We start from the raw sequence: 12,490 nt of genomic DNA on the forward strand, positions 1-12,490 counted from the left end.
GCTAGCCGCCCTTCGGGCGTCCGGCTTATAGTGCACGCCGCGCCAGTCCAGCCAAACCGCAGGATTACAGTTTGTCCAATGTCACTCCGCCACCGTCCGCGAGCGTGCTCAACCCTGGGCTCGGCTCGCCCCTGCGCGGAAGCTTGAAGGGCGCGCTGGCGACTCTCGTGCTGTTGCTGCTCGCACTGCTGTTCTGGCAGTTGCTGGATCAACTGCGCGAAACCCAGAAAAACCAGCGCCAGTACACCATCAACTACACCGCCGACCTGGCTTCGCAAGTCAGCCTCAACATGGCGCTCAACGCCCAGATCGCCCTTAATCTGCTACCGATCGTCGAACAACCGCAAAGCGCCGACGAACAGCAGACATTGCTGCGCAAACTGCAACAGTCGCTGCCCGACCTGCGCAGCCTGGCGCTGCTCAGCCCCTCCGGGAAAGTCCTGAGTGACAGCGCCGTCGACAGCCAGGACGCCAACTACCTGAGCGAACTGGTCCAGCGCAGTCGCGCCCAGGCCCACTATTTCAGCAATGCCGATGACGGCTCGGTGGTGCACCTGCTCCTGCATCAGGCCAGCGGCAGCACTCGCGGCTACTGGGCCCTGCGCCTGACACCGACATTTTTTTCTTCATTGACCAAACAGGGCGACGCCGGCCTTCGCCCCCTGTGGCTGGTGGAAAACCGCATCAATCATCAGATCATCAGTCGCGATGACGCCCTGCCTTCAGCCAAACCCGCGGCGCTGACACCCGACGAACTGACCAACAGCGTATTGATCGTCCCCCTGAGCAGCAGCGACTGGCAACTGCGCGGGCTGTTCGACCGGCAACGGGTGATCGAACAACTGCTGCCGGCATTCATCGGCAAATGCCTGCTGGGCCTGGCCTTCTCACTGTTACCGTTCATCGCTTTGCTGAACATTCGTCGCCGCCAACGCCAACTGCATGAAGGCCGCCGACGCTATCAGGACATCTTCGAAGGCACCGGTGTTGCCCTGTGCGTGCTGGACCTGTCCGGGCTCAAAAGCTTTTTCGACAAGGCGCAACTCACCAGCAGCGAGCAGCTGAGAACCTGGCTCGGGATACCGGAGCAACGCCAGCAACTGTTGCAGGAACTGCGCATCACCGAGGTCAACCAGGTCGCCCTGCAACTGCTCAACGTCAATTCCTGCGATCAGGCCTGGAAACTACTGATCAACGGCTGCCCTCTGGACTGCACGGCCATCGGCAATCAAGTGCTCGAAGCGGTGCTCCACCAGCAGAAACAGCTTGAGCTGGAAATCAAGCTTCAGGACGCCAATGGCCGCGACCAGCACTTGTGGCTCGTGCTGCGCCTGCCGGAAGATCAGCCCGACCATAGAGCGGTGATCCTGAGCATCAGCGACATCACCAGCCGCAAACTCATTGAGCTTTCGCTGCTGGAGCGCGAAGGATTCTGGTCCGATGTGGTGCGTACCGTGCCGGATCACCTGTATGTGCAAGACGTGATCAGCCAGCGGATGATCTTCAGCAACCATCACCTGGGGCAGACGCTGGGTTACAACCGCACCGAGCTGCACCAGATGGGCGAGTACTTCTGGGAAATCCTCTTGCACCCGGAAGATGCCGACTACTACCACCGCTCGCGCCAGTCCCAGCGTCAGGCGGGTTACACCCAATTGCTGCAGTGCCAGCTGCGCTTCCGTCATCGCGATGGCAAATGGCGGCGTTTCGATATTCGCGAACAGGCCCTGGCGCGGGACAAGCACGATCAGGTCACGCGCATCATCGGTGTGGCCAAGGACATCACCGAGCAGATCGAAGCCAGTGAATCCCTGCGCGACAGCGAGCAGCGCTACCGGATGCTCGCCGAAAGTATCAGCGACGTGATTTTCTCCACTGACAGCAAGATGGCGCTCAATTACGTCAGCCCTTCGGTGCAAGCGGTGCTGGGCTTCGACGCCGACTGGATATTCCAGAACGGCTGGCAATCGACCATCGCCAACCCGCAACAACTGAGCGGCATCTACAGCCTCATGGACCGGGTCAGCAAAGCGCTGGATAAACCCGATCAACTGACACTGCTGCGCACTCAGGTGCAGACCCAACTGTTTTTGTTCGACTGCCTGCGGGCCGACGGACGCAAGATTCCTATCGAGTTGCGTCTGGTTTTGGTCTGGGACGAACACGGCGCCTTCGAAGGTGTGCTCGGGGTCGGTCGCGACATCAGCCAGCAACGCCGGGCCGAGAAAGACCTGCGCATGGCGGCCACGGTATTCGAGCACTCGACCTCGGCGATTCTGATCACTGACCCGGCCGGCTACATCGTCCAGGCCAACGAGGCCTTCAGTCGCGTCAGCGGCTATGCGGTGTCCCAGGTGCTCGATCAGTTGCCGAACATGCTCACCGTCGACGAGCAGCAGGAAACTCATCTGCGCTACGTGCTCAAGCAATTGCATCAGCACAGCACCTGGGAAGGCGAAGTCTGGCTCAAGCGTCGCAACGGCGAGCACTATCCGGCCTGGGTCGGGATTACGGCGGTGCTCGACGACGAAGGCGATCTGGCCAGTTATGTGTGTTTCTTCAGCGACATCAGCGAACGCAAGGCCAGTGAGCAACGGATTCACCGCCTCGCCTATTACGACGCCCTGACCCACCTGCCCAACCGCACGCTGTTCCAGGATCGCCTGCACACCGCGCTGCAATCGGCCGAACGGCAGAAGTCCTGGGTGGTGCTGATGTTCCTCGACCTGGACCACTTCAAGCCGATCAACGACTCCCTGGGTCATGCCGCCGGCGACCGCATGCTCAAGGAAATGGCCACGCGCCTGCTCGGCTGCGTCGACGATGACGACACCGTGGCGCGCATGGGTGGTGATGAGTTCACATTGCTGCTGCAACCCCGGGTCAACCGCGAGATCGCGCTGAACCGAGCCATTCACGTGGCCGAACAGATCCTCGCCAGCCTGGTGAAGCCGTTCGTGCTCGAAGGCCGCGAGTTCTTCGTCACCGCCAGTATCGGCATCGCCCTGAGTCCTCAGGACGGTAGCGAACTCAGTCAGCTGATGAAGAACGCCGACACCGCGATGTACCACGCCAAGGAACGCGGCAAGAACAACTTCCAGTTCTATCAGGCCGACATGAACGCCAGCGCCCTGGAGCGTCTGGAGCTGGAAAGCGACTTGCGCCACGCTCTGGAACAAAACGAATTCGTGCTGTACTACCAGCCGCAATTCAGCGGCGACGGCAAACGCCTGACCGGCGCCGAAGCCCTGCTGCGCTGGCGCCATCCGCGCCGCGGCCTGGTGCCGCCAGGGGACTTCATTCCGGTGCTCGAAGAGCTCGGGCTGGTGGTGGATGTCGGCGACTGGGTGATCGGTGAGGCCTGTCGTCAACTCAAGACCTGGCACCAGGCCAAGGTGCGGGTGCCGAAGGTCTCGGTGAATATTTCGGCCCGGCAGTTCTCCGACGGGCAGCTCGGCACGCGGATCGCCACCATCCTCAGGGAAACCGGCCTGCCGCCGGCGTGCCTGGAGCTGGAGCTGACCGAAAGTATCCTGATGCGTGAAGTCAGCGAGGCGATGCAGATCCTCGCCGGACTGAAAAACCTCGGCCTGAGCATTGCGGTCGACGACTTCGGCACCGGTTATTCATCGCTCAACTACCTCAAGCAATTCCCGATCGATGTGCTGAAAATCGACCGCACCTTCGTTGATGGCCTGCCGTCGGGCGAGCAGGATGCGCAGATTGCCCGGGCGATCATCGCCATGGCCCACAGCCTCAATCTGGCGGTAATCGCCGAGGGCGTGGAAACCCACGAACAGCTCGACTTCCTGCGCGAGCATGGCTGCGATGAGGTTCAGGGCTACCTGTTCGGCCGCCCGATGCCGGCCGGCCGGTTCGAAGCGCAGTTCAGCAATGATGCGTTGTTCATGTTCGACTGAGTTTCAGAGTGCTGCGGACGGCCCCATCGCGGGCAAGCCCGCTCCCACAGTTTTTTGGGTGAACCCAAGATTTTTGACCACTGAAGATCCCTGTGGGAGCGGGTTTGCCCGCGATGAGGCCCGCACGATCACCGCTGATCCCGTCATGAAGCCCACTTGTCTGCGACATGATGTCCTTTCATATGCCATCTAAAAGCGGTTGGGTTAGAATGCCTCCCTTTTCTGCCCCGATCCTTGAGGACCGCCATGTTCAGCCGTGATTTGACTATTGCCAAGTTCGACGCCGATCTTTTTGCCGCCATGGAGCAAGAAGCTCAGCGCCAGGAAGAACACATTGAGCTGATCGCTTCGGAAAACTACACCAGCCCTGCGGTGATGGAAGCTCAAGGCTCGGTACTGACCAACAAGTACGCCGAAGGCTACCCGGGCAAGCGCTACTACGGTGGTTGCGAGTTCGTCGATATCGTCGAACAACTGGCCATCGACCGCGCCAAAGAGCTGTTCGGCGCCGATTACGCCAACGTTCAGCCGCACGCCGGTTCGCAAGCCAACAGCGCCGTTTACCTGGCCCTGCTGCAAGCGGGCGACACCATTCTGGGCATGAGCCTGGCTCACGGTGGTCACCTGACCCACGGTGCCAGCGTTTCTTCCTCCGGCAAGCTGTACAACGCCGTTCAGTACGGCATCGATGCCAATGGCCTGATCGACTACGACGAAGTCGAGCGTCTGGCCGTTGAGCACAAGCCGAAAATGATCGTGGCCGGTTTCTCTGCCTACTCGCAGGTTCTGGACTTCCCACGCTTCCGCGCTATCGCTGACAAGGTTGGTGCTTACCTGTTCGTCGACATGGCCCACGTGGCCGGTCTGGTCGCCGCTGGCGTCTACCCGAACCCGGTGCCTTTCGCTGACGTGGTGACCACCACCACCCACAAAACCCTGCGCGGTCCACGTGGCGGCCTGATCCTGGCTCGCGCCAACGCCGACATCGAGAAGAAGCTGAACTCCGCAGTATTCCCGGGCGCCCAGGGCGGCCCGCTGGAGCACGTGATCGCTGCCAAGGCGATCTGCTTCAAGGAAGCGCTGCAGCCTGAGTTCAAGGCCTACCAGCAACAAGTGGTGAAAAACGCCCAGGCCATGGCCGGCGTGTTCATCGAGCGCGGTTTCGACGTGGTGTCGGGCGGTACTCAGAACCACCTGTTCCTGCTGTCGCTGATCAAGCAGGAAATCTCCGGTAAAGACGCCGACGCGGCACTGGGCAAAGCGTTCATCACCGTGAACAAGAACTCGGTACCGAACGATCCACGCTCCCCGTTCGTCACCTCCGGCCTGCGTTTCGGTACCCCGGCTGTGACCACTCGCGGCTTCAAGGAAGCCGAGTGCAAAGAGCTGGCCGGCTGGATCTGCGACATCCTGGCTGACCTGAACAACGAAGCGGTGATCGACGCCGTTCGTGAGAAGGTCAAGGCCATCTGCAAGAAACTGCCGGTGTACGGCGCTTAATTGCCCCGCTAAACCGCAGCAATGAAAAAACCGGCCAGTGATGGCCGGTTTTTTTTCGTCCGCCATAAAGATCAATTGGGGTCGGCACCACTGGTCAGACCGGTCATGCCAATTTTGCTGCGTCCCCTTGTAATCCTGAAAAAATCCAGCGTAGACTGCGCCTGCACTGGACATACCGGTAAGACCACAATAATTAAGTCCTGAATCTGATGCGCTTGGCGCACGGCAGCCAGGACACCGACCAGGATTCCTCCCATGCTCAGATGGTGCTCGCGTTCAATCTTCCTTCAAGTGGTTCTCGGACTGGTGCTCGGCATCGTCTGCGGGCTGACCCTTCCCGAATACTCCGCCCAACTCAAACCCCTTGGCGACGGCTTCATCAAACTGATCAAGATGCTTATTGGCCTGATCGTGTTTTGCGTGGTGGTTAGCGGCATCAGCGGTGCCGGTGACCTGAAGAAGGTCGGACGCATCGGCCTCAAATCGGTCATCTACTTCGAAATACTGACCACCATCGCCCTGGTGATCGGCTTGGTGTTCGCCTTCACAACCGGCATCGGCAGCGGCGCGAACATTCATCTGGAGCAGCTCTCCGCCGCCGACATGGGCGACATCGCCCAGCGCGGTCAGCACATGCACACCACCACGCAGTTCCTGATGGACCTGATTCCGACCTCGGTAATCGGCGCCTTCGCCGACAACAACATCCTGCAAGTCCTGCTGTTTTCGGTGCTGTTCGGCAGCGCGCTGAATCTGGTGGGTGAAGCGGCGTCGGGTATTTCCCGGCTGATCAACGAGCTGAGCCATGTGATCTTCCGCATCATGGGCATGATCGTGCGCCTGGCGCCGATCGGCGTCTTCGGCGCCATCGCCTTCACCACCAGCAAATATGGCCTGGACTCGCTGCAACACCTGGGCAGCCTGGTCGGCCTGTTTTACCTGACCTGCGCGGCATTCGTGGCGCTGATTCTCGGCCTGGTGATGCGCCTCTCGGGCCTGCGGATGTGGCCACTGCTCAAGTACCTGCGTGAAGAACTGCTGATCGTCATGGGCACCGCTTCTTCCGACGCCGTGCTGCCACAAATCATGCGCAAGCTTGAGCATCTGGGCATCGGCAGCTCCACGGTCGGCCTGGTGATTCCGACCGGGTACTCATTCAACCTTGACGGTTTTTCGATCTACCTGACCCTGGCCATCGTGTTCATCGCCAATGCCACCGACACGCCGCTGGCCATGACTGACCTGCTGACGATTCTGCTGGTGTCGCTGATCACCTCCAAAGGCGCCCACGGGATTCCCGGCTCGGCGCTGGTGATTCTCGCCGCCACCCTGACGGCGATCCCGGCAATTCCGGTGGTGGGCCTGGTGCTGGTGCTGGCGGTGGACTGGTTCATGGGCATCGGTCGGGCGCTGACCAATCTGATTGGTAACTGCGTCGCCACGGTGGCCATTGCTCGCTGGGAAAAGGACATCGATATCCAACGGGCAAACAAAGTGCTGTCCGGCCAGGTGGGTTATACCTTCCAGCCGAGAAAACCGGTGGTCCCGGCACATCAGCAGGAATTTTAAACAGCGTGTGCCTGCCCACGGGCAGGCACATTTATCGCGATTTGGAGCGAACAGTGATTACCTCGTCAACCGTCGTAAATTCAGTGGTAGAAAAACTACGGGCCGCGCTGGCTCGCGGTCAGTGGCGTTCCGGCGACATGCTGCCGGGCCAGCGTGAACTGGCCGAACAACTGGGCATCAGCCGCCCAAGCCTGCGCGAAGCGGTGATCGTGCTGGAAACCCTCGGCCTGGTGCGCTCGATGCCGGGCAAAGGCGTGGTGGTGCTGGAGGCCAATCTCAGCGACAGCCAAAGCCACGACAGCGCAGTCGCCGGGGCCAGCCTGGAAGACGTGCTGCAACTGCGCTACACCCTCGAACCGTTCATCGTCGGCCTGGTGGCGCAGTCCATCAGCAGCAAGGAAGTCGGGCAACTGCGCCTGACCCTGATGGACATGCGCGAGGCCCTGGAAGCCAATGACAGCGAGGCCGGTGTGAACGCCTACATCGCGTTCCACGAAGAGTTGTTCACCCTGACCTCGAACCCGATTTTCCAGAGCGTGGTGCAGCAGACCAGCAATGCCCTCAAGCAAAGCGCCGACGTGCTGCGCAATTCTCCGGAGCACTTGGCTGAGCGCCTTGAAGAAAGCGAAGCCATGGTACGAGCGATCCGCAGCAAAAACAGCGCCCAGGCCAGCGCCGAAATGCGTCGGCACATCCTTCGGGAAGGTCAACGGATGGGCATCGAATTGAATATCCCGGACGACCACCTCGGCAGTTGACCCCCTCTTCGAACTGGAGACAGGCCATGAACAGCTTCGCCTCACCACAAACGCTTGTTGCCCTGCCCTTTCGTCCGCCGGCGGATGATCTCTATTCGCGAATCTTCGACGCCATTCTCGAACAGCGCATCAATGCGGCCAGTCGCTTTACCGAAGAAAGCCTGGCGCAGATGTTCGGTGCCAGGCGCAGTGACATTCGTGGAGTACTGACGCAGCTGTCCCATCAGCAGATCATCATCCTGCGGACCAATCATCGCCCCCGGGTCGCCGATCCCGATGCCGAACAGACCCGTCAGACGCTACATGCTCGCCGTCTGACCGAAGTCACGCTAGTGAAACTTGCCTGCCAGCAACCTCGTGCGCAAAACCTGAAGCGCCTGCGAGCCTTGATCGAAAGCGAACGCCAATGCAAGGAGCGTGGTCCAGCGATCCGGTTATCGGGGGAGTTTCACTTGCAACTGGCCGAAATGGCGGGAAATGCACCGCTGGCGCATTTTCTTGGCAGTCTGGTGCCGCTGACTTCATTGGCGATTGCGCAGTATGACGCTCAGACCGGTGATTATTGCGGATGGCAGGAGCACATGGGGATTGTCGATGCGGTGGAACGTGGGAATGTGGTGATGGCCGAAATGTTGATGCACCGGCATCTGGATCATCTTGAGGAGGTACTGCTGCACTCCGGATCAGTACTCAGCCAGAATCGTGTTGCCGGGTAGATTGCCATCGCGAGCAGGATCGATCCCACACTGGAAATGCATCCCCTTGTGGGAGCGACGGTGCGACGATTCGACCTGCTTGCGACGACGGCATCGGGCCCGCTGAAAATGTCGGGGCTTACTGCGCCGCAACCCGCGCAAACCCCTCGCGAATCTTCTCCTCCGGCAACTCATCGGCAATAAACACGATCACGCTTTCGCGCGTGTCATCGTCCGCCCACTCGGTATCCCAATCGAAGCCGTACAGTTTCAGCACGCCCTGGAACACCATGCGCCGCGGCTCACCAAGAATGTTCAAAACGCCTTTGTAGCGCAGCAATTGCTTGCCATGGTCTTCCAGCAGTTCGTTCATGAACTCGCTGAGCTTGTCGATATCCAGCGGTTTGTCGGTACGCAGCACCAGGCTGGAAATGCGATCGATGGAGGGCGCCTTGCTCACCGGGCGCAAACTCACGCCACCACCGAGGTCGGCATTGAGGTTGAAGCCACGCACATCGAGCAATTCGGCCAGATCAATCTTGCCGTGGTCGACCACACGAATCGGCGCGCGACGGTTGATCCGGGTCAGGCGCTCGCTGAGGGCGGTGAAGGTCGGCTCATCCACCAGATCGCGTTTGCTCACCAGCAAGCGGTCGGCAAAACCGATCTGCGCCTGGGCAATGGTCTGGGTCAGGTGCAGTTCGGCATGAGCCGCGTCCACCAGGGTGATGATGCCGTCGAGGATGTAGCGCTCGCGCAGCTCTTCATCGATAAAAAAGGTTTGCGCCACCGGGGCCGGGTCGGCCAGACCGGTGCATTCGATCACCAGGCGGTCAAAGGCGATTTCGCCACTGTCCAGGCGCTCCAGTAGCAGATACAGCGCTTTGGTCAAATCGGTGTGGATGGTGCAGCAGACGCAGCCGTTGGACAGCGTCATCACTTGCACTGGCTCGTCGCCCAACAGTTGGGTGTCGATGCCGGCGTCACTGAACTCGTTTTCGATCACGGCGATTTTCAGGCCGTGCTCGGCTTTGAGCAGGTGGCGCAACAAGGTGGTTTTGCCAGCGCCGAGAAAGCCGCTGAGGATCGTGACAGGGATTGGCGCTAACAAAATAAGATCTCCCGGACGCAAAAAAACTGTAGGAGCCAGGTTTGCCGGCGAAAGCATCTTGAAGATCGCCTTCGCCGACAAGCCCTGCTCCTACAGTGGTGTGTTACCTAAACCGCGTACATCAACAGCACTTCGGTCCACCCTTGCCGCCGTAACGAGCCTCTTGGCGCTCCCGAAAGAACGCCTCGTAACTCATCACCGGTTTGTCCGGGTGTTTGGTTTGCATATGCTCGACGTAGTTGTCGTAGTCGGGCATGCCGACCATCAGGCGCGCGGCCTGACCGAGGTATTTACCGAGGCGGCTCAGGTCATTGAACATGGTGCAATCCTCAGGTTACGCATCCGGCAGAGCCTGGAATGGCGATTCTTTATCCGTGCGTTCTTTGGTGCCCCAGGCGGCAATACCGACCTTGAGCGCATAGAACAGGATGCTGAACACCACGAACAGGAACAGCGCGGTCAGCGTTGCGTTGGTGTAGGCGTTGTAGATCACGTGCTGCATCTGCTCGATGCTCTTGGCCGGAGCGAGGATCTGACCGCTGGCCAGGGCATCACTGTACTTCTTGGCCAGCGACAGGAAGCCGATCGCCGGGTTGGCGTCGAACAGCTTGATGAAGCCTGCAGTGGTGGTGCAGATCAGCAACCAAACGGCTGGCAGCATGGTGACCCAGATATAGCGTTGGCGTTTCATTTTGATCAGCACAACGGTTGCCAGCATCAGCGCGATACCGGCCAGCATCTGGTTGGAGATACCGAACAGCGGCCACAAGGTGTTGATGCCACCCAGTGGATCGATCACGCCTTGGTACAGCAGGTAGCCCCACATCGCCACGCAACCGGCGGTGGCTATCAGGTTGGCGGTCCAGGACTCGGTGCGTCTCAGCGCCGGTACGAATGAGCCGAGCAAATCCTGCAGCATGAAACGCCCGGCACGGGTGCCGGCGTCGACCGCGGTGAGGATGAACAGTGCTTCGAACAGGATCGCGAAGTGGTACCAGAACGCCATGGTGTTTTCGCCCGGCAGCACGCTGTGCAGGATCTGCGCGATACCGACCGCCAGGGTCGGCGCACCGCCGGCACGGGCCAGGACGGTGGTTTCACCGATGTCCTTGGCTACCGCTTGCAACGCTTCCGGCGTGATGGCAAAGCCCCAGTTGCTGACCGCTGTCGCTACCGCCACCACATCACCGCCGACAACCGCGGCCGGGCTGTTCATGGCGAAGTACACGCCCGGTTCGATCACCGAAGCGGCCACCATCGCCATGATCGCCACGAAGGATTCCATCAACATGCCGCCGTAACCGATGTAGCGAGCGTTGACTTCGTTATCCAGCAGCTTCGGCGTGGTGCCGGAAGCAATCAGCGCATGGAAACCCGACACTGCGCCACAGGCAATGGTGATGAACAGGAACGGGAACAGCCCGCCCTTCCACACCGGCCCGGTGCCGTCAATGAACTGGGTCAATGCCGGCATTTTCAGCACGGGCATGGTGATCAGAATGCCGATCGCCAGGGCGACGATGGTGCCGATCTTGAGGAACGTGGACAGGTAATCACGCGGCGCCAGAATCAGCCACACCGGCAACACGGCTGCCACGAAACCGTAGCCGATCAGCATCCAGGTGATCTGGACCCCGGTAAAGCTGAACGCCTTGGCCCACACCGGGTCAGCGGCGATCTGCCCGCCCAGCCAGATCGAACCCAGCAGCAACGCCACGCCGATCACCGAGATTTCACCGATACGGCCCGGGCGGATGTAGCGCATGTAGACGCCCATGAACATCGCGATCGGGATGGTCGCCATCACCGTGAAAATGCCCCACGGGCTCTCGGCCAGGGCCTTGACCACGATCAGCGCCAGCACCGCGAGGATGATGATCATGATCAGGAAGCAGCCGAACAGCGCGATGGTCCCGGGGATACGGCCCATTTCTTCACGGACCATGTCGCCCAGGGAACGGCCGTTGCGGCGGGTAGACATGAACAGGACCATGAAGTCCTGAACCGCACCGGCCAGCACCACGCCGGCAATCAGCCACAGCGTACCGGGCAGGTAACCCATCTGCGCCGCCAACACCGGACCGACCAGCGGTCCCGCGCCGGCGATGGCCGCGAAGTGGTGGCCGAAAAGAATGTGTTTATTGGTCGGCACGTAGTCCAGACCGTCATTGTTGATTACGGCAGGTGTAGCCCGACGCGAATCGAGTTGCATCACATTGTTAGCGATGAACAGGCTGTAGTAGCGGTATGCGACAAGATAGATAGCGACGGCTGCGACAACGATCCACAAGGCGTTGATCGCCTCGCCTCGACGCAATGCCACTACGCCCAGGGCGCACGCTCCTACGACTGCCAGCAGCAGCCAGGGTAAGTGGCGTAGCGGGCTATTATTATTTTTCATTTTATGATTCCAGCCAGAGTGGACAAGAAAGACAGCCATCTCGAGTTTAGCGCTACTGGCGGCAAAGACCATAGTTCGACATCAGTCTAGAGCCATCACTGTGCTGGCAGCCTCCGGCAATGCAGGTCTATAGTCAGCGAACCTTTACGAGGATTGCGCCATGAGCGAACAACCTGCCGATCGCCGCCGCTTCAGACGTATTGCGTTCGATGCCCGAACCGAGCTGAGCCAAGGGGAATTCACCTGGCCGGTGCGGCTGATTGACCTGTCGCTCAAGGGACTGCTGGTCGAGAAGCCCGAGCCATGGCTGGGTAATCGGGAATGGCATTTCCTGGTCGATATTCATCTCAACGATGACCTCGCCATCAAGATGGATGTGCAACTGACCCACGATGACCATGACCAGCTCGGGTTCGTCTGCAAACACATCAGCCTGGAATCCATCGAGCGCCTGCGGCGGTTGATTGAGTTCAACCTGGGCGATCCCCGGGAACTAGAGCGCGAATTGGGTGCCCTGATCGAAGCCTGAAGGCCTC

General features: G+C 60.1%; 9 protein-coding genes. 6 read left to right on the top strand and 3 right to left on the bottom strand.

The features are described 5' to 3' along the window. The first annotated feature begins 71 nt into the window (after positions 1 to 71). The 5 genes from FFH90_RS26640 (at position 72) to FFH90_RS26665 (ending at position 8,463) form a co-directional block, all read left to right on the top strand. Positions 72 to 3,920, top strand: a complete 3,849-nt coding sequence (locus FFH90_RS26640; protein ID WP_138866333.1) for a bifunctional diguanylate cyclase/phosphodiesterase — start codon at positions 72 to 74, stop codon at positions 3,918 to 3,920. 246 nt (positions 3,921 to 4,166) lie between these two features. Then, entirely contained in the window at positions 4,167 to 5,420 is a 1,254-nt protein-coding gene (gene glyA, locus FFH90_RS26645; RefSeq protein WP_018925867.1) for a serine hydroxymethyltransferase, read from the top strand. Between the two features lie 255 nt (positions 5,421 to 5,675). Beyond that, positions 5,676 to 6,989, top strand: coding sequence for a C4-dicarboxylate transporter DctA (locus tag FFH90_RS26655; protein WP_138866335.1), 1,314 nt, complete (start codon positions 5,676 to 5,678; stop codon positions 6,987 to 6,989). A gap of 53 nt (positions 6,990 to 7,042) precedes the next feature. Next, positions 7,043 to 7,747, top strand: coding sequence for a FadR/GntR family transcriptional regulator (locus FFH90_RS26660; protein WP_018925864.1), 705 nt, complete (start codon positions 7,043 to 7,045; stop codon positions 7,745 to 7,747). Between the two features lie 26 nt (positions 7,748 to 7,773). Further along, a complete protein-coding gene (locus tag FFH90_RS26665) occupies positions 7,774 to 8,463 on the top strand; it encodes a GntR family transcriptional regulator (RefSeq protein ID WP_111454235.1) in 690 nt (229 codons plus the stop codon). A gap of 118 nt (positions 8,464 to 8,581) precedes the next feature. On the opposite strand, the gene yjiA is transcribed toward FFH90_RS26665, so the two are convergent. The 3 genes from yjiA to FFH90_RS26680 form a co-directional block, all read right to left on the bottom strand. Then, positions 8,582 to 9,553 (bottom strand): GTPase, encoded by a 972-nt coding sequence (gene yjiA / locus FFH90_RS26670; RefSeq protein ID WP_026286390.1) that lies wholly within the window; start codon positions 9,551 to 9,553, stop codon positions 8,582 to 8,584. Between the two features lie 121 nt (positions 9,554 to 9,674). Next, positions 9,675 to 9,872 (bottom strand): YbdD/YjiX family protein, encoded by a 198-nt coding sequence (locus FFH90_RS26675; protein ID WP_007937254.1) that lies wholly within the window; start codon positions 9,870 to 9,872, stop codon positions 9,675 to 9,677. Positions 9,873 to 9,887: 15 nt separating this feature from the next. Beyond that, a complete protein-coding gene (locus FFH90_RS26680; RefSeq protein ID WP_064620488.1) occupies positions 9,888 to 11,954 on the bottom strand; it encodes a carbon starvation CstA family protein in 2,067 nt (688 codons plus the stop codon). A gap of 160 nt (positions 11,955 to 12,114) precedes the next feature. Here FFH90_RS26680 and FFH90_RS26685 point away from each other — a divergent pair, with 160 nt between their 5' ends. Further along, positions 12,115 to 12,483: a PilZ domain-containing protein gene (locus FFH90_RS26685; protein WP_018925823.1), complete on the top strand. Its 369-nt coding sequence runs from the start codon at positions 12,115 to 12,117 to the stop codon at positions 12,481 to 12,483. Positions 12,484 to 12,490 lie beyond the last annotated feature (7 nt).

The organism is Pseudomonas sp. ATCC 43928, from assembly GCF_005938665.2.
Taxonomy (GTDB): domain Bacteria; phylum Pseudomonadota; class Gammaproteobacteria; order Pseudomonadales; family Pseudomonadaceae; genus Aquipseudomonas.